Here is a 17,503-nt window from a genome sequence, read left to right as displayed (position 1 = left end):
AAATAACAAAATTTAGGCATATCAGTCTTGTGCAATCAGTTATTTTTGTTTGCCAGCCACACTTGTGTCTGTCTTTCTATAGCCTCAAATTCCTCAGGATGCTGGATCAAATCATACCAGTTAACTGGTAATTGATGACGGAACCATGTTAATTGCCGTTTGGCATAATGACGAGAGTTTTGCTTCAACGTGGTCACCGCCTGATCTAGCGATTCTGTTTTTCGAAAATAGGCAAACAGTTCTTTATAGCCGATGCCGCGGCCAGCCTGCAGGTTTTCACCGCCCTGTTCAAAAAGCCAGTGCGCCTCATCTAATAAGCCAGCCTTTAACATCAAATCAACCCGTGTATTAATCCGTTCATACAATACCGCTCGGTCCGTGTTTAACCCAACGATGCACGCGTCATAGCGATTCGGATGATCTGTTTGAACCTCAATGGATTTTCCAGTTGTCTCAAAGACTTCCAGTGCCCGGATCACACGACGGACATTGCCGGCAGGAATCTTGGCGGCCGCGATTTCATCCCGCTGTTTGAGCTGGTCCCAAACCCACTGATTGCCATGTTCAACAGCCAATGTCTGCCAATGATCACGAAATTTCTGGTTTGCCGGTGTTCCCAGTTGGAGCCCAGTTAGTAATGCTTGTAAATAAAAACCGGTTCCGCCAACAATTATTGGCAGATGACCGCGCGCAGTGATTTCTGAGATAAGCGTGGTGGCTCGTTCAACAAACATTGCTACCGTGAAAGAATCCTGAACGTCACATTCATTAATCAAAAAGTGTGGTATCCCTTGGCGTTCTTCAGCAGTCACCTTAGCCGTGCCGATGTCCAGATGACGGTAAACCTGCATTGAATCTCCGGAAATGATTTCCCCGTCAAATTTTTTCGCCAGTGTGATGGATAAATCAGTTTTACCTACAGCCGTTGGGCCAACAATCATTAATACCTTTGGTTTCATTTTTTATTTTCCTTTGATTCACTTTTTGGAAATTCATTTGTCGCATAAACTGATCGTAACATTTGCGCAAGCTTAACTTCATCCGTAATAACGGCGGTCACGCCTAACTGGAAACATTTTTTGATCAATGATGGTCGATTAACCGTCCATACTCTAACGATGGCCCGATTATTGAAAATCCATCTCTTATCCATAAACAGCCACCACCACTTAAGGTGCACGCTGGTTACTGACTCACCACAATGAGCAAGTCTCACAACTGGCGTTGGCCAACGCGTGAGCAGCGCTGTTTCAACGACGGGCAAGGCGTGATGGAAAACTGCTAGTAACTGGTGGCTAAAACTAGACACCACTATGACCGGCAGTAACGTCGGAAAACTGGCTAACACGTCGGCTAAATGTTGTGCCACCAATACACCGTCATTTTTTGGAGCCTTAATTTCTAAATTGAGAACGCTGTGAAAAGCTTGTTCTTCTAAATAATCCAAGAGTTCGACCAATGTCGGTATTCTAATGTCAGATTTATGGCCGTAGAACCGCCAGCCTGCGTCTAATTGTTGAATTGTCGTCAACCGTAGCCGACTAATTTCACCAGTGCCATTTGTTGTCCGATCAACACGACTGTCATGACACAAAACCAACTCGTGATCTGCCGTTTCCTGAACATCAGTTTCGAGGCCATCAGCACCACAGCTCAAGGCTGCTTTAAACGCAGCCATTGTATTTTCAGGACATTGACGGGCAAGACCGCGATGAGCAATAATCAGTGTCACCGAAATGTACCCCCCTTTCACTGGACGTTACGGTTAAAAAAAGACATAATAAACGTGTAGTTTAAATCGCATCTTGATTATTATAAAAAATTGAGGAGGTCAAACCATGAAGAAATTTACACAAGGATTTTTGTTAGGCACATTAGCAACGATTGGTGCTGTAGCCGCTGGCGTTTTTTCATTCCACAAAACCGTTGTTTCACCCATTGAGGACGAAGAACAACGCGTGGATGACAATCGTCGACGGGCTGTCCGTAAATCCCGTTCATCTCACCTCAACTAGTAGTTTCGCATATTCCAATTTATTTTACACAAAAAATCGGTATCCATCATGTATTCGTTTGAATTCATGATGGATACCGATTTTTTAATAACTTCAAAACACCAAATCTAATACTTGCTAGCTTTCGTTTTACCTTCCCAGTGGCCATAACCATCCGTCAAGATAAAAATCTGTTTGTAACCATTGCGAGCTAAACGAAGGGCTGCCCGTGTGCTCAACGCCTTACCTTCATCGTAAAGGTAAACCGGTAAGTCATCACGAATTTCTTTATAACGTTGACTAAAGGTTGAATAAGGCACACTGCGGGCGCCAAGAATGTGTCCAGAATCAAAGTCCTTTTTTTCACGAACATCGATAATTTGTGCCTTACGCATTCCTGCCTGAAATTCTTCCTGCGTTAACAACGTGGAAACTTGTCGACGCTTGAAAACTAAATAAACACGCCATCCAATCCAACCAAACACGATTAACAGGCCAACAACGTCAAAAATTATTTCTCCTACAGAAGCCGCAACTAACACAAACAATCCCTCCATCTTCTAAACTCAATACTCACATTGTACACATTTGTTCAAACAGTGCCTAGTGCTCATTAGTCTTTTTTGATTTTTGCTCTTCAATTCGGTGTTCATGTGTCAACACCACTTTTGCTTGTAACCACGTTGGTTTATCAATGGCGTTCATTCGATATAAATTATCCAACTCCAGCGCCATGACCTCAATATCCCACATCCGTTTGCCCACATAGACATAAATACCGAATGCTTTTAACACCTGTTGAACATCGTACAACGTCCGTAATGATTTCGGATTGTCACGATACATAAATTCTGCCTCACTTTTGACGATTTCAACTCATCCAGATTAAAACAAACGAATGAGCCCAAAGTTTGCGACAACTACACCAATTAGTCCAACCACGCGCAACCAGCGTGAAACAGCCGGATTGTTATAACGCTTTGGAACACTCAACAAAAAGGCCACAGCAATTCCGCCAATCAACCCACCAATGTGCCCCCAAATATCAATGCCAACTGCAAAGATATCAAACACCAAGTTAACGACCACTAAAATGGAAAACTGCCGAGCAATTGCATGAATTGCGGGATTATTTTGTTCAATGACATCTAATGCGATAAACGCACCAAACAGACCAAAAATGGCTGTACTTGCACCTGCAGACAGCCCTTCCGGATGAAAGAACATACTCCAGACATTACCGGTAAAACCACTGACCAAGTAAATAACCAACGTGCGCCAGTGACCAAACGTCATCTCCACGTAACGACCCAAAAAATAAAGCGTAATCATATTCAGTGCAATATGTTCAAACGTCACGTGAATAAACATCGGCGTAATTAATCGCCACCATTCACCAGCCTGCACAGCCGTGCCAGACAACGCGCCTGATTGGTCAAGCGATTGAACGGAAAATGGACTCGCTAATGAAATGCCCTGAATGCCAAATTCAAACAGCATCCACAAAAAAACGAGCACATTGATGATAATAAGCCCGACTGTTACTGGTGACCCTCGCCGTATGCGTTGCCAAACGTTCATTAATTTACCTCCTTGAGCGAAATAATTTGTTTTATTTTTATATCAAAAGAATCGGCCATCCACGTTCGTTTGCGGAAACGTTGGGGAGACAGCGCTAAACTAACTGTTTCACCCTTAAAAGCGGCTAAATAACGGTCATAATAACCAGCACCAAAACCAATGCGACTGCCATCATCAGCAAAGGCAACGCCGGGCACGACAATTAAGTCCATCTGATTAGGGTCGATACTCTGGCCGCCAACAGGCTCCTGAATGCAAAATGCAGATGTCTCAAAAGAAACACCCGCCCCTAACGTAATGAACGTCATCTGACGATGTGGCAGTGTCTTAGGCACACTAACCCTTTTGCCAGCTGCCAACGCCTGAGCAATTAACGGACGCGTATCTAACTCAACTGCTGCACTCATGGTTAAGCCGATTGATTTAGCATTTTGCCAAATTGAACTCCCAACAAGCCCATCGATGAGTTGTTGGCTTTCAGTCGCCTTATCCGCCGGCGCCATTCTGTCCAATGCATTAATTACGTTTTTTCTGATTACATCTTTTGTTTGCATCATGCACCTCCATCAGCGGATAATAATTGCGATTATTTTCTATTGAAAACAAAAAAGCGCCCGAGGAATTCCCAGGCGCTAATTAGTCATTACTTAGTTTCACGGTGCAAAGTGACTTTGCGATCGTGAGGGCAGTACTTGTTTAATTCGATCCGGTCTGGATTGTTGCGCCGATTCTTTGATGACAAGTATGTTTGCCGACCACATTCGGTGCATTCTAAGGTAATGTGTACGCGCATCTTTAACCCTCCACTCTGCTTGAAATTGGCGAAGACGCCTCAACTCGAACAATTTTATCATTTTTATTCATTGTTGACCAGTATTTTCTGACAATTGACTATTTAAATCCGTCAGAACTTTGAATGTCTTTCCAGTACAAATTATAAATGTCAGCAGCAATATCCTGGTTGACAAGGTATGAAGCAGTTTCTTCCGGCAATCCGGGAACCGCAACAGCAACAGCAACTTGTGGATTATCTGTTGGTGCAAAACTAATGATACTGGAAGTAACAGTTTGCTTACCGTTAACAAATGTTTCGGCAGTCCCCGTTTTGGCAGCAATCCCAGGCTTCAATTTAGTTAGCACTTCAGCCCCAGTTTTATGTGCTGAGGAACCGTTAACCACTTGCCACATCCCTTGTTTAATAATCTTCTTGGCATCAGCACTTGCTGAAACGTAGTTCAATGCTTTTGGATGAGCCTGATATTCAACATTTCCTAATCCACCATTCTTGTCAGTTCCACGAATTTGTGAGACTAAGTATGGCTGCATCCGGTAACCACCATTAGCCAGCGTTGACACGTACTGAGCTAATTGTAACGTTGTGTACGCGTCATAGTTACCAAACGCCTCAACTAAGGCTGACCCAATGTTGGCGCGACCAGACAGCCCCTTTAAGCCCGCAGACTCACCTGGTAGGTCAATCCCCGTCTTAACACCTAGTCCATACTGACTGAAATTATTTCTAAGCGTCTGGAACATTGTGCTTGGTAGCCCATTGATGGATTCACCTTGAGAATATTTGAAACCAACCATCTTCATCGCAACCTGAACGGCATATGAGTTAGAGGATTCTTCTAGCGCCAGTGCAGCATCCATCGGGAAAGCACCGTTTTGGTTCCAGTCAGTTGTGATTTTCGACGTCCCCGTTAGAATAATCGGTTGATCAACCAGTGTATTGTTCGAAGGTGTAATAGCGCCACTCTCGAAACCGCCGGTCAACATAGCGGGCTTAACAACAGACCCCATAACGATTGGTTGATTGATTGCACCTAATGCATCAGTTGTCACTTTCCCAGTGTTTGGATCACGGGAATCACCGCCCATTGCTAGCACAGCTCCCGTTTGGGGATTCATGACCACTGCGTAAGCACCCTGACAGGTGCCACTTGGCAAGCGTTTATCAATGACTTTTTGGACATCATCCTGAAATTTAGAATTAACCGTCAAGACCAAATTAGAGCCCTTGGCACCAGCGTATTCTTTGGTTTCCTTGGTGATTTTGCTATTATTGCTAACTTCCACAGACGTTCTGGACTTAGTTCCGCGAAGAATTGGCTCGTACGCTTTCTCCAAGTAACTCGACCCAACGGAATCGTTACGTGAGTAACCCTGTGAGAGCAACTCATTAACCTCGTCAGCCGGCAACCCTTGCTTTTCAGTCGTGACAGTCCCTACGAAACTCTTAACGGAATTTCCTGCAGGGTACGACCGTGACCAACTGGTTGCCGTTTTCACACCAGGCATATCTGACATGTGTTCACCGATTTGTGACACTTCCGTGGGCGTTACGTCCGTCTCTTTAATGTAAGTCGTGGACAAGGCATAGGCACCATTCATCTTGGTGAAGATCGTGGCAGCGTTTTTCTGACTGTCAGATAGTTCAGGCTTGTGTTTGGCCACGTAATCCTGTTGAGCGGCCTGCAGAGCAGTTGTGCTCATGGAACTAGCCTTAGGAATTTTAGCAGTGACCGCTGCACTATGTTTGCTATCCGCCAAATAATATATTGCTGCCTGACGATCTGTTAATGTATTCGTCGGCACCGTCAGATAATCGCCAAGCTTGTTAGCCACCTTGTACATATCTTCAGCGGTAACATTGATTCCTTTGGTATAGCTAATGGCCTGATGGGCCTCGTTGCCGACCAGCACTTTACCTGTTGAATCGTAGATCATCCCACGTTGCACATTGTTGGTTTCAATCGTATTATCCGTACGGTTAATTTCTGCCTTAAACATTGAACCTTTTTTCAACTGTAAATAAGCCATTTGAAAGGCCAAGGCTGCTAACAAAAGAAACACAATGACCAGCAGTAAATTTAACCGAAACGGAATCCGCGTCGTTTGATCGTCGTGATTGGTTTGCGTTTTTCTGCGCTGAATAAACTTATTAAACACTGAATCCTCAACCATCCTTATCTAATTCATAATTGCACATCTTTTAACACGATATACGTAAAATTTCGGCAAAGCACTTTGCCAGTCGAAAAGTATCGTCTATCATTGTATAGGAAGTTATCAAAAAGCTAAAGTGGCCAAGGCAAACTTTACTTTTTTTTGAGAGAAAGGAATCCGCTAAAACAATGATCAAACACTTCATCAACAAAACATGGCCATTATTACTGAGCTTTCTTGTGCCCAGTCTTTTCATGTTAATTTATTTTGCCAGCCGTGGCATGGCACCGTTTGGCCGTAGTTCTTTATTAACTGTTGACATGGGGCAACAATACATCGATTTTTTTGCGTTCTTTAGGAATACGTTGCTACATCACCCTGGTAGTTTCTTTTATAGTTTTAGCAAAGCCCTTGGCGGAGAAACAACCAGCTTATGGGCCTACTATTTAATGAGCCCGTTTAACTTATTGCTGCTCCCCTTTAGCAAAGGTGGCCTTTCAACCGGCGTTCTCATAATGACCGTTGCCAAATACGGTTGTGCGGGTCTCAGCCTGGGCTGGGTATTAAACCGGTTGCAGATTCAATCTGGTTGGCGGTTACCCATGTTTGGTACCATCTACGCGTTGTCTGGTTGGACCATTGCCAATCAGCTTAATCTTATGTGGTTAGACGCACTGATTGTTTTGCCATTGGTGGTTTATGGTCTTGAGTGCCTCATCAAACAACAACATTGGTTGCCATACGTAAGTTGGCTAGCAGTTGCCTTCATCGTGAACTATTACATGGCTTACATGATTAGTTTGTTCACCATTTTGTACTTCATCTTTAGTGTTGTTTGGCATTGGCAATCATGGCATCGCCTGCTCATTAATGGCTTACAGTACGTCGGCGCATCCGTATTAGCCGGTGGCATCGCAGCATTTATCCTACTCCCCACATATTTCGCATTACAGCTAAGTAAGGCAAGTTACACCCTCACTAAATTTAAATGGACGTGGGATTATGCGCCTTTAAAAATGTTGGGCAAACTTTATCCAGGCGGTTTTAATTTTGCTCAAATGCCTAAGGGACAGCCTAATTTATTTGTCGGCGCGGCCGTTCTTATCCTAGTTGTTGCTTTTTTCATTGAAGGCAAATTTCACTGGTCGGTTAAGCTAGTAGCCGGTCTCATCACCATTTTCTTTGTCCTCTCTGTGTCATTCATGCCATTAAATTTATTATGGCATGCTGGACAATTCCCAATTTGGTACCCTTATCGTTTTTCATTTATCGTCAGCTTCTGGCTTATTTGGTTAGCAGCAATAACGTGGCGTCCGGAAAGACACCTCAATTGGGGGTCAATTGGCGTTACAACCTTGCTTTTAGTCGCAACCGATACCTACGTTTTTATAGACAGTCATCATTTAAATTTCATCACTACAGGACAAATTATCACCGGAACTGCGATGATGCTGATTGCACTCATTTGCCTATCTCCATTAGCACACCGGTTCCACTGGTTACTCTATCTAATTCCGCTGCTGACGCTCGCTGACATGGGCACTAATGCAGTTTTATCACTCAATAAAATTAGCTATGTACCGCAAAACCAGTTTGCAATTTATACCAACATTCTCGATCAGACCAGCCAAGCGACGAAAAACTTGAATTCTGGTTTATACCGCGTTGGCACCACCTTTCAACGTACAAAAGATGATCCCATGCAGGGAGATTACTTCAGTGGCTCACACTTCGGATCAACGCTAGAGCGTAAAACAACAGGATTCTACGACTTGACAGGTAATCCCGATGGTGATGGTTTCGTCACATATGCGAACGGAACCGAATTTATGGACGCGTTGCTGAATATGAAATATTTCTGGAGCGTCAACGACATTCCTCTCGTTGGTCATCATTCGGAATACAAATACTTACCAACATTAACTCGTAAGCCAGATCTTCACGACTACTCAGCTACCAAGCAATTGCCACAAACAACTATTTATCAAAATCCTAATAGCTTAGGAATGGGCTTCATGGCGGCCAAACAAACACTTGGCGTCAAACAAATTATTCATGATCCCATGACTAATCAAAATCAGTTGTGGAATGCTTTATTAGGCCAATCATCTCAAACGAAGTTATTCACCGCCGCTAATTTCAACGGTGTAACGTTTACCAACACAAACCGCTTGACCAATATCACCGGATCTACCCTGACCAAAATAAAGCCGCGGAAACCCGCGCAAATGACATTAACCTTCACACCGCAAACCAACGACGCTTACTATTTATCGCTTGGTGCTAATTTGCAAAAGGACAATGTTAAAATGCTGTTGAATGGTCAACCGCTGGCACAGTATCAAACATTCAGAAATACAGTTTTAGTCAATATCGCAAATCAACAAAAGGATGAACCACAAAAAATCACGTTTGTCCTTAAAAAAAATGCTCTCTGGCTTCAAAATGTCACTTTATACCAATTGCCGCAGCAAGCATTCCAAGCGGGAATTAAGCAATTGCAACAGCACCCACTTAAAGTTACGGATTGGGGGCAAACACACCTTAGCGGACACGTCATCGCTACTTATAAACAACCGGTATTGATGACAAGCATCCCTGCTCAAGACGGCTGGCAAGCCTTCGTTGACGGTCATCGTGTCAGCACCCATACAATCGCCGATGAATTTATCGCGTTACGACTTACACCCGGTCCTCATCACATTACCCTTCGTTATCGAACACCTCACCTCGGTGCAGGTATTTTCATCTCGCTAGTTAGTCTCGTTGTCTTAGGTGCTAGCGAATGGATAAAGCGTCGCCGCAATAACGCTGTTCTTGTCAAATAAGAGTCCCAGCTGTCTAACTGGTTCGTTATTGTAGCAATCAACATTAAAAAGCGTTCTGCTTTTCCGTTTGGAAAAGGCAGAACGCTTTTTAATACTCATCATTTTAAGCTAATCAACAGCATTACTTAATCTCAAGTAACCTACTTCAACCGTGAATCATGTTCTTGCGCAACATATTCATATTTAGGTTCATCATTTTTCTCATCAAAGTCAATGACAAAATCGTAACCAGCGAAAAACCACGCATCTCCATAATTCACAAAATACTTAATCCCATCTTTTTCAGTCTCACCAACTGGCCGATCAGGTTCTTTATCTGGCACCATTGCCATTGAAAAACCATCATGAATCGGTGTTTTACCATATACCTTACCGTAAAACTTCATCCCATCACCTGGTTTCAGACCTACTTCATCTTGAAACCATTTGCTGGCAGCATCTGTAACTGTAATTTGCATACGTGGGCCTCCACTCTAATGAATTCGCTTTCATGCGTATACTTTAGCACAAATAAAGTGGAAAACCAATGAATACATTCCCGTTAAACGTTGATGTGACAGCCTTCACAAGTACTAACGGTTAACAAACTTTTGGTAGGCAGTTTCATCATAAACTTTATCTACTTCACCGATATATTCAGTGGCCTCTCGCACATAACCGTGTTTAAACAGCCACAAACCATCACTCTTGTCTAGTGCAAAGACGCCACCTAGATCATAGCGGTCCTTATGTGCATCAACGGCTTCATTGATCATCGCCCACTGAATTCGATATGGCGCTAGTAGCTTCGGTTCTTCATTAATACTGCCACCGTACATATACCACAGTTTATCGCCATACTTGAAAGCCAGTGAACCGGCCAAATCTTGCGTTTCAGAATGGGCTACAAAGATACGTAAAATATCAGTTCCTTCAAAGGCCGTTACCATTCTGTCAAAGTAATCTCGCGGACGGTAAGTGATTCCTTGTCGGTGACTCATTGCCTCATAAAGTGCATAGAACCGGTCCATTTCCGCCATGCTGCTACCAGAATCTACCGTTAATTCAGGCTTAATTGAGTGACGCACATCGTGACGCGTATTCGGCCGAAATGTCATCAACACATCATCAATACTTTTATCCTTTAAATCCATCACCATGTTAAACCGCGGCTGAATTGTATCATGCATGCCGACATTACGATTTCTTACTTGGTAACCATGTTGTTTAAACGTATCGTTTAGTGCATCGTCGTAAACAACCTCAGGGTCCATCCGCAAGACATACACATTGTTTTCTCGTAAGGCAGGCTCTGCTTCTGCTACCAATGCATCGATAGTCGCAACATCCGTTGGATCACAAACCGGTCCCTTTGAACAATAGGCGAGCTTTTCACCGTCTTCATTTGCAATCATTAAGATGGACATCGCCGCTGTAATCTTGCCATCCTTCTCAAGGGTGACATGTAACGGTTCCCAGTTGTTCTTAATTTCTCCCCAACCTGGATCCTGTGTAATTGAAGTAAAGGGTGCGCGTCGCACAAATTCTGTGTAGCGCGTCATTGCATCATGATCTTGTTCATTGATAATCGGCATGTTGTCGTTCCTTTCAAAATTAACTAATTGGTGTAAACCTGTTCATTATTTTACCGTACTTAAGGTATGACGACAAACAGCGGACGCTACCTTAAGGTAATCAAAAGAAGCTGTGAAATCACCAGGCACCACCAATAAAAATTAAATGGTGATGTAATCTGATTTTTCACAGCCTCTAAAATAGGCATTATTCACTATTAACAGCGCTAAATACTGAAAAAGCTTATTCTGCGTTCTTAACGGATAAAATTGAAACTTTCATTGAGCCAGCAGGAATTTTAATGTCTACTTCATCCCCAACTTTGTGACCAATCAAACTGCGAGCGATTGGAGAATCGTTGGAAATTTTGCCGCTCATTGGATCAGCTTCGGCAGCACCGACAATCGTATAACTTTCTGGTTCTTCATCAGGTAGTTCCTTAAAGCTGACCAATTTACCAATTGAAACTTCATCAGCAGCAACCGCATTACTGTCAATAATTTCAGCATTGTGTAACATTGTTTCAACCAATGAAATTCGGCTTTCAATGTTAGACTGTTCATCTTTGGCAGATTCGTATTCAGAGTTTTCTGACAAATCACCGAAACCACGCGCAATCTTAATGCGTTCAATAATTTGCGGACGGGTCACTGTTTTTAAATTTTCTAATTCTTTTTCTAGTTTAGCTTTGCCCTCTTCAGTCATTGGGTATGTTTTTTCTTCAGCCATAGTTAGAGGCTCCTTTGTAACTAATTTCGACAGTCACAAGGTTACCATGTGATCTACACCTTGTAAACGGCTTCCTGTAAAAAAACGCACATTCTCCGACTGAATTACGTAAATCACAACCTTAAAGGACCAAAAAACGACAAAACCAGATAAAGTTCCTGTCTTTGCCGTTTTAAGGTGAACTATTTATGCTTCTTTATGATTGGCCTGCTTAAACAGGTTATCCTTACCGTCACGCGCCAAAATGTCACGAATCTTCGTTGACAGAAGATCAATGGCGACCGTGTTTTCGCCGCCTTCTGGAACGATGATATCAGCATAACGCTTCGTTGGTTCCACGAATTCGTGATACATTGGTTTAACCGTTGCTAAATACTGTTTAATAACAGTGTCCAATGTTCGACCGCGCTCATTTATATCACGTTGAATCCGTCGAATGATCCGAATGTCATCGTCCGTATCCACGTAGACCTTTATATCCATTAAGTCACGTAGACGAGGATCATCAAGAATCAAAATGCCTTCTAAAATAATCACATCGCGTGGTTCCTGCCGAACAGTTTCGGCACTGCGTGTTGATTCCTTATAATCATAAACTGGCTTATCAATGGCTTGATAGTGAATCAACTGATCAAGCTGCTTAATAAGAAGATCATTGTCATACGCCAATGGATGGTCATAATTAACTGCTTTTCTTTCGGCCATGGTCATTTCAGCTTGGTCATTGTAATAAGAATCTTGTTGCATAATCAAAATTGAATGTCCAGCAAGCTGATTATAAATTGCCCGGCTAACTGTCGTTTTACCACTACCAGACCCGCCGGTAACACCAATTACAATTGGCCGCTTTGTCTGCTCTGTCATCATTGATGCCCTCTTGCTTATTATTTTTGTTTATTATTATCGTTTTGATACTTTTGCGTGTACGCATTTTGTTCATCCAGTGTCTTGGAGAAATGAATCTTACCTGTCTTCATATTAGCTACAAAGTACAAGTAGTCTTGATCTTCGTCAGTTGGCTGAGCAATGGCTTTAATAGCATAAATACCAGGGTTATTAAAAGGTCCTGGCCCGTAACCCGTGTTGGCATACAAATTATAAGGCGAATCGACCTTTAAATCAGCCAGTGACAAGTTAGGCTTGTGCGTCTGCAAAGCATACTGAACAGATACATCTGACTGTAACGGCATCTTAGCCTTAATCCGATTGAAGAATACACCTGCTACTTTCTGCATATCGCTCGGCGTGTTTGCTTCTTTTTGAGCCAATGAAGCCAATGTCATTGCCTGTTGTACAGTCAGATTTTCTTGCTGGAACTCAGACAAGTAGGGTTGAATGCGTTGATTAGTAGCGGCAACCATCTGCTCAACTAATGCCTTTAAATTCTTCGGTTTCTTAGTATCGTATACGGCTGGGAACAAATAGCCTTCCAAATGGTAACGAACATCTGAAGCTGACATCGTGGATGACAACAGATCTGGATAAAGCTTTTGAAGACCGTTCAAGAAATCTTGGTCTTTCATCAAGTTTAGGAAATCCTGCTTTGTATATTTGGAATGCTTTGGCAAAGATGCTGCGATCTGATCAACAGATTCACCTTCGGTAATAAGAAGTGAATTTTTAGACGTCGTAATAAGTGGCGTATCTGAACCAACACCGTTCAGTTGTTTAGCCACTTGTTTGACATTCATGTTCTTTGTCACAACGAAATATCCGGCTTTAAAGTCTGCCAGATTATGGTCAGCAATGTACTTGTTAAAAGTTGACGCGCTTTTGATGGCACCAGCTTTTTGCAATTCAGAAGCAACTTGATCAGAAGTTGCCCCTTGCTGAACTTCGATTTGAACTTTCTTGTGACTCTTCGGATCAACAGCCTTCAAGTTATTGGTGTAAGCCATATTGCGGCCAACGACCACGCCAACAATAATGAGCACAATCGCAATGAAGATACCAATTAACCAGTAACGGCCAGCATGTGACCGGCGACGCCTGCGACGTTGCATAATATTAAGTTCCCCCTCTTAAAAAATCATCTTTTACATTGTAGCGAAAAACAGACTGCAACACCACATTTCACATAGCAATGACATCTTTTTGACACATTTGCTAATCACAAATTGCTTTTTTGCGTCCATACTTCCCTTAAGACGACAAAAAGTGCCATGGTGATTTCTCAAATTGAGAGCACCATGACACTTGATTTATGGAACAAGTAAATAATCCATTCGAAATCCATCTAAATTTGTATTAACGAATTTCAGCATCAAATTCCTTTTCTAAAGCAGCGGTTACTTTGTCAAACGCCTTAGTCACATCAGCCTCAACTAATGTCGCTTGGCGATCACGGTAAGTCAACGTATATGCCAGTGACTTCTTGCCAGTTGGCAAATGAACGCCTTCATACACATCAAACAGTTGAACATCTGACAAATGTGCGCCACCACGCTTGTTGATTAAAGCAACAACATCAGCATTAGTCACGGACTGATCCACAAGGATGGCGATATCACGTGTAACATCTGGGAACTTCGAAATCGGCTCGTACTGTTGTTGATCATGTGGTGCATCAATAAGCGCCTGCAAATTCAACTCGAATACGTAAGTGTCAGGAATCTTATAATCACTGGCTATCTCAGGGTGAACTTGACCGACAAAACCAACGGCCTGGTCACCAACGTAAATGTCGGCTGTCCGGCCCGGATGCATCTGCGCATGAGCCTGAGTCGCTTCATAATGAACCGGTTTTGAAAGACCCATGTCGTGCAAGAACAAGTCAACAATGCCTTTGATACCGTAAAAATCAACCGTATCAGCCTCTGCATGCCATGTTTTTGTAGTCAATGCACCCGTGACCGCCCCAGCGATGTGTTCAACCTCCAGTGGCCGAATTGCATCACCTTCGCGATAGAACACTCGACCTTGTTCATAAAGGGCGACATTCTTCTGTTTACGGGCAACATTATAAGCAATATCATCCAGCAATCCACTGATTAAATTCATCCGGGCAGTTGTATGATCAGTACTCATTGGAAAGGCTAGCTCAGTAGGTTCGCTATCGCGCATCATGAATTGCTCAGCCTTAGCCGTTGTTGTCAAAGCATAACTAATCGCCTGATTTAACCCAGCGCCCTCTAATAGCCGCCGTGAATCACGAATGATCCGTTGCTTGAACGTTAACGCACCTGGTGTCATTGTGCCATATGGCAACGTCGATGGAATATTATCGTATCCATACAATCGAGCAACCTCTTCAAATAAATCAGCCTCAATATGAATATCCCAACGACGGGCTGGAACAGTGACATTGAATGTCTCACCATCGTTGTCAGTTGGAAAGTTAAGATGGTCAAAGATGGTCTGAACCTGATCGACTGTCAATTGAGTACCCAACACATGGTTAATCCGCGTTAAGGTCACACTAACCTTTGCAGGTTCAACAGGTGTGTCGCTACCAACACCAGTGCCTTGCTCCGTCTGTCCCAGTCCAAGTTCAGCCATAAGTGCTGCAGCATGGTCTAAGGCATTTTGATTATCGTCCTTATTAACACCGCGTTCGAAGCGCATTGAAGCCTCTGAATGGAGATTAAAGAATCGCGCTGTTTTACGAATCTTAATTGGGTCAAAAATGGCGCTTTCGATTGCAATTGTCGTCGTATTATCGTCAATCTCCGTGTCCAAACCACCCATCGTGCCGGCAAGGGCAATTGCATGTTTGTCATCAGCAATAACCATATCGCTATCACGCAATGTGCGATCTTCACCATCAAGAGTCGTTAAGTGTTCGCCAGCATCTGCCAAACGAACGTGAATATGATGACTAGAAAGTTTGTCATAGTCAAACGCGTGCAATGGTTGACCATACGTCAACATGATGTAGTTGGTCACATCAACGATGTTATTGATTGGCCGCATACCGGCTTCCCACAACCGTTTTTGTAGCCACAGCGGGCTATCCTGAATGGTGACGCCACTGACAACACGCATTTTATATGTCGGTGCCAATGCAGCATCTACTGAGAATTGTAATAGGTCACTGACTTTGCGTGAGCCATCTTCATTTAGCGAAAACGTTGGCATTTTGGGTGTCTTGCCATAAATGGCGCCAACTTCCCAGGCAGTTCCGTTCATCGAGTTCATGTCACCACGGTTAGGCGTTAGATCGGTCTCAACAATGTCGTCATCCATCCCCAAAATTGGAAAGACAGATGAACCATTCTCACTGTCTGCAGGCAAAATGTAAATGCCCTCATCATAAGCCTTAGGTGCGATCTTCTCGTCGAACCCAATTTCTTGAAGCGCACACAGCATGCCGTTTGAAGCAACGCCACGCATCTTGCTCTTTTTAATTTTGTGATGACCGGCAATCCAGGCACCAGGCAAAGCAACGATTACTTTTTGTCCCGTGGCGACGTTTGGCGCGCCGCAAACAATCTGTAATGGTTCATCCTCACCGACATCAACCTGGCAGATATGCAAATGATCTGAGTCTGGATGTGGCTCAACGCTGAGCGTTTCACCCACCACCAGCTTACTCATGCCATCACTCATTTTATAAACTTGGTCGACTTCGACCGCTGTTCGTTCAATCTTCTCACCCAATGTCTGTGGGTCCACGTCCAGGGTGAGGTATTCATTTAACCAATCCATTGAAACTTTCATCGCTGTAGTTTACCCCCGTTTGTAAAATTGTGTTAAGAAGCGTGTGTCGTTTAAATAGAAATTACGAATGTCATCGACACCGTATTTCAACATAGCAAACCGATCAGGTCCCAGACCGAAAGCAAATCCGCCATATACGGATGAATCAACACCGGCCATCTTAAGCACATTAGGGTGCACCATACCAGCTCCTAACACTTCGATCCAGCCGGTGTTCTTGCAGACGGCACAGCCCTTGCCCATACAGTTGAAACACGTAATATCTGCTTCAACAGAAGGTTCCGTGAACGGGAAGTAGCTTGGCCGCAAACGAACGTCAAATTCATCGCCAAACAGGTTAGCGGCAACCATTTCCAACGTTCCCTTTAAGTCAGCCATGGTGACATGCTTGTCAATCACTAATCCTTCAACTTGATGAAATTGATGACTATGCGTCGCGTCATCTGTATCCCGCCGGTAAACACGGCCAGGACTGATCATCTTCAGCGGGCCCTTACTAAAGTCATGAGCCTCCATTGCCCGCGCCTGATTAGGACTGGTATGCGTTCTCATGAGAATTTCTGGTGTGATGTAAAACGTGTCTTGCATATCGCGAGCCGGATGATCCTTAGGTAGATTCATCATTTCAAAGTTGTGATGATCATCTTCAACTTCTGGTCCATCGACAACTTGGTAACCCATTCCTAAGAACATGTCTTCCAGCTGATCAATAATCCGTTGAATCACATGCGGTTGGCCCTGTGCAACCGGCGTGCCAGGCAACGTAACATCCAGCGTTTCGGATGCCAGCTTAGCATTAATCGCGGCCTTTTTAAGTTCTTGATTTCGTTCTTCAATCGCCGCCGTCAACTCATCACGAATTTGATTGGCAAAACTCCCAATCTTGGGACGTTCTTCCGCCGAAACATCACGTAAGCCACGTAACGCTTGTGTAATTGGACCTTTCTTACCGAGTAATTGAACGCGAATTTCATTAATGCGGTCTAAGCTGTCACCTTTTTTTATGTCAGCCAGTCCTCGATCATGCAATTCTTGCAGTCGTTCTCTTAATGCCATGTGCTGCCTCCTAAAAGTTAGTATCTACTCAAATGTGCGCTTAATCTTCCTTAAACAAAAAAATCCCTTTCCTGATAAAAACCAGGAAAGGGACGACGAATCGCGGTACCACCCTCGTTGCACATTATTTACAAACGCAAACAACGTACCACT

17 protein-coding genes are annotated in these 17,503 nt (G+C 43.5%); 2 read left to right on the top strand and 15 right to left on the bottom strand.

What is annotated here, in order from left to right; translation table 11 throughout:
- Positions 1-35 precede the first annotated feature (35 nt).
- Together miaA and LROSL1_RS05835 are read right to left on the bottom strand one after the other, a co-directional pair.
- Positions 36-959: a tRNA (adenosine(37)-N6)-dimethylallyltransferase MiaA gene (miaA, locus tag LROSL1_RS05840; protein WP_178914017.1), complete on the bottom strand. Its 924-nt coding sequence runs from the start codon at positions 957-959 to the stop codon at positions 36-38.
- Positions 956-1,732, bottom strand: a complete 777-nt coding sequence (locus LROSL1_RS05835) for a glycerophosphodiester phosphodiesterase (protein ID WP_178914016.1) — start codon at positions 1,730-1,732, stop codon at positions 956-958. The genes miaA and LROSL1_RS05835 overlap by 4 nt, the downstream gene beginning before the upstream one ends.
- A 106-nt stretch (positions 1,733-1,838) precedes the next feature.
- Here LROSL1_RS05835 and LROSL1_RS05830 point away from each other — a divergent pair, with 106 nt between their 5' ends.
- A complete protein-coding gene (locus tag LROSL1_RS05830) occupies positions 1,839-2,015 on the top strand; it encodes a DUF3042 family protein (protein WP_017261745.1) in 177 nt (58 codons plus the stop codon).
- A 107-nt stretch (positions 2,016-2,122) separates the two neighbouring features.
- Here LROSL1_RS05830 and LROSL1_RS05825 read toward each other — a convergent pair whose 3' ends face one another.
- The 6 genes from LROSL1_RS05825 to LROSL1_RS05800 form a co-directional block, all read right to left on the bottom strand.
- Positions 2,123-2,551, bottom strand: a complete 429-nt coding sequence (locus LROSL1_RS05825) for a rhodanese-like domain-containing protein (RefSeq protein ID WP_042655394.1) — start codon at positions 2,549-2,551, stop codon at positions 2,123-2,125.
- A gap of 46 nt (positions 2,552-2,597) precedes the next feature.
- A complete protein-coding gene (locus LROSL1_RS05820) occupies positions 2,598-2,840 on the bottom strand; it encodes a YqgQ family protein (protein ID WP_017261743.1) in 243 nt (80 codons plus the stop codon).
- 39 nt (positions 2,841-2,879) lie between these two features.
- Positions 2,880-3,575 (bottom strand): rhomboid family intramembrane serine protease, encoded by a 696-nt coding sequence (locus LROSL1_RS05815; protein ID WP_161001367.1) that lies wholly within the window; start codon positions 3,573-3,575, stop codon positions 2,880-2,882.
- Entirely contained in the window at positions 3,575-4,132 is a 558-nt protein-coding gene (locus LROSL1_RS05810; RefSeq protein ID WP_225440559.1) for a 5-formyltetrahydrofolate cyclo-ligase, read from the bottom strand. The genes LROSL1_RS05815 and LROSL1_RS05810 overlap by 1 nt, the downstream gene beginning before the upstream one ends.
- Positions 4,133-4,218: 86 nt before the next feature.
- Positions 4,219-4,368 (bottom strand): 50S ribosomal protein L33, encoded by a 150-nt coding sequence (rpmG, locus tag LROSL1_RS05805; protein ID WP_081495844.1) that lies wholly within the window; start codon positions 4,366-4,368, stop codon positions 4,219-4,221.
- Between the two features lie 98 nt (positions 4,369-4,466).
- Positions 4,467-6,542: a peptidoglycan D,D-transpeptidase FtsI family protein gene (locus tag LROSL1_RS05800; protein WP_017261740.1), complete on the bottom strand. Its 2,076-nt coding sequence runs from the start codon at positions 6,540-6,542 to the stop codon at positions 4,467-4,469.
- A gap of 170 nt (positions 6,543-6,712) precedes the next feature.
- Between LROSL1_RS05800 and LROSL1_RS05795 the strand changes: the two genes are divergently transcribed.
- Positions 6,713-9,352 carry a YfhO family protein gene (locus tag LROSL1_RS05795; protein WP_178914014.1) on the top strand — a complete coding sequence of 880 codons (2,640 nt, stop codon included), beginning with the start codon at positions 6,713-6,715 and terminating at the stop codon, positions 9,350-9,352.
- Between the two features lie 140 nt (positions 9,353-9,492).
- On the opposite strand, the gene LROSL1_RS05790 is transcribed toward LROSL1_RS05795, so the two are convergent.
- From LROSL1_RS05790 to pheS, 7 genes are all read right to left on the bottom strand, one after another.
- Positions 9,493-9,810, bottom strand: a complete 318-nt coding sequence (locus tag LROSL1_RS05790) for a HesB/YadR/YfhF family protein (protein WP_017261738.1) — start codon at positions 9,808-9,810, stop codon at positions 9,493-9,495.
- Positions 9,811-9,924: 114 nt separating this feature from the next.
- Positions 9,925-10,926 (bottom strand): lipid II:glycine glycyltransferase FemX, encoded by a 1,002-nt coding sequence (locus LROSL1_RS05785; protein WP_178914013.1) that lies wholly within the window; start codon positions 10,924-10,926, stop codon positions 9,925-9,927.
- 223 nt (positions 10,927-11,149) lie between these two features.
- Positions 11,150-11,635: a transcription elongation factor GreA gene (gene greA, locus LROSL1_RS05780; protein ID WP_178914012.1), complete on the bottom strand. Its 486-nt coding sequence runs from the start codon at positions 11,633-11,635 to the stop codon at positions 11,150-11,152.
- A 186-nt stretch (positions 11,636-11,821) separates the two neighbouring features.
- Complete coding sequence (gene udk / locus LROSL1_RS05775; protein ID WP_404825825.1) at positions 11,822-12,502, bottom strand: uridine kinase; 681 nt, start codon at positions 12,500-12,502, stop codon at positions 11,822-11,824.
- A 17-nt stretch (positions 12,503-12,519) separates the two neighbouring features.
- Positions 12,520-13,638 (bottom strand): endolytic transglycosylase MltG, encoded by a 1,119-nt coding sequence (gene mltG / locus LROSL1_RS05770; RefSeq protein WP_178914011.1) that lies wholly within the window; start codon positions 13,636-13,638, stop codon positions 12,520-12,522.
- 244 nt (positions 13,639-13,882) lie between these two features.
- A complete protein-coding gene (gene pheT, locus LROSL1_RS05765) occupies positions 13,883-16,294 on the bottom strand; it encodes a phenylalanine--tRNA ligase subunit beta (protein WP_178914010.1) in 2,412 nt (803 codons plus the stop codon).
- A gap of 9 nt (positions 16,295-16,303) precedes the next feature.
- Positions 16,304-17,350, bottom strand: coding sequence for a phenylalanine--tRNA ligase subunit alpha (pheS, locus tag LROSL1_RS05760; RefSeq protein ID WP_017261732.1), 1,047 nt, complete (start codon positions 17,348-17,350; stop codon positions 16,304-16,306).
- Between the last annotated feature and the right edge of the window lie 153 nt (positions 17,351-17,503).

The sequence above is a fragment of the Furfurilactobacillus rossiae genome (genome assembly GCF_013394005.1).
GTDB lineage: Bacteria > Bacillota > Bacilli > Lactobacillales > Lactobacillaceae > Furfurilactobacillus > Furfurilactobacillus rossiae.
The sequence above is the reverse complement of the archived record's forward strand: the minus strand, read 5'-3'. Positions and strand labels throughout refer to the sequence as shown.

Coding starts and splice junctions, on each gene's coding strand:
- greA (WP_178914012.1), bottom strand. CDS start 11,635: ATGGCTGAAGAAAAAACATACCCAATGACTGAAGAGGGCAAAGCTAAA.
- LROSL1_RS05820 (WP_017261743.1), bottom strand. CDS start 2,840: ATGTATCGTGACAATCCGAAATCATTACGGACGTTGTACGATGTTCAA.
- LROSL1_RS05825 (WP_042655394.1), bottom strand. CDS start 2,551: ATGGAGGGATTGTTTGTGTTAGTTGCGGCTTCTGTAGGAGAAATAATT.
- rpmG (WP_081495844.1), bottom strand. CDS start 4,368: ATGCGCGTACACATTACCTTAGAATGCACCGAATGTGGTCGGCAAACA.
- mltG (WP_178914011.1), bottom strand. CDS start 13,638: ATGCAACGTCGCAGGCGTCGCCGGTCACATGCTGGCCGTTACTGGTTA.
- miaA (WP_178914017.1), bottom strand. CDS start 959: ATGAAACCAAAGGTATTAATGATTGTTGGCCCAACGGCTGTAGGTAAA.
- LROSL1_RS05800 (WP_017261740.1), bottom strand. CDS start 6,542: ATGGTTGAGGATTCAGTGTTTAATAAGTTTATTCAGCGCAGAAAAACG.
- LROSL1_RS05785 (WP_178914013.1), bottom strand. CDS start 10,926: ATGCCGATTATCAATGAACAAGATCATGATGCAATGACGCGCTACACA.
- pheT (WP_178914010.1), bottom strand. CDS start 16,294: ATGAAAGTTTCAATGGATTGGTTAAATGAATACCTCACCCTGGACGTG.
- udk (WP_404825825.1), bottom strand. CDS start 12,502: ATGATGACAGAGCAGACAAAGCGGCCAATTGTAATTGGTGTTACCGGC.
- LROSL1_RS05795 (WP_178914014.1), top strand. CDS start 6,713: ATGATCAAACACTTCATCAACAAAACATGGCCATTATTACTGAGCTTT.
- LROSL1_RS05810 (WP_225440559.1), bottom strand. CDS start 4,132: ATGATGCAAACAAAAGATGTAATCAGAAAAAACGTAATTAATGCATTG.
- LROSL1_RS05830 (WP_017261745.1), top strand. CDS start 1,839: ATGAAGAAATTTACACAAGGATTTTTGTTAGGCACATTAGCAACGATT.
- pheS (WP_017261732.1), bottom strand. CDS start 17,350: ATGGCATTAAGAGAACGACTGCAAGAATTGCATGATCGAGGACTGGCT.
- LROSL1_RS05815 (WP_161001367.1), bottom strand. CDS start 3,575: ATGAACGTTTGGCAACGCATACGGCGAGGGTCACCAGTAACAGTCGGG.
- LROSL1_RS05790 (WP_017261738.1), bottom strand. CDS start 9,810: ATGCAAATTACAGTTACAGATGCTGCCAGCAAATGGTTTCAAGATGAA.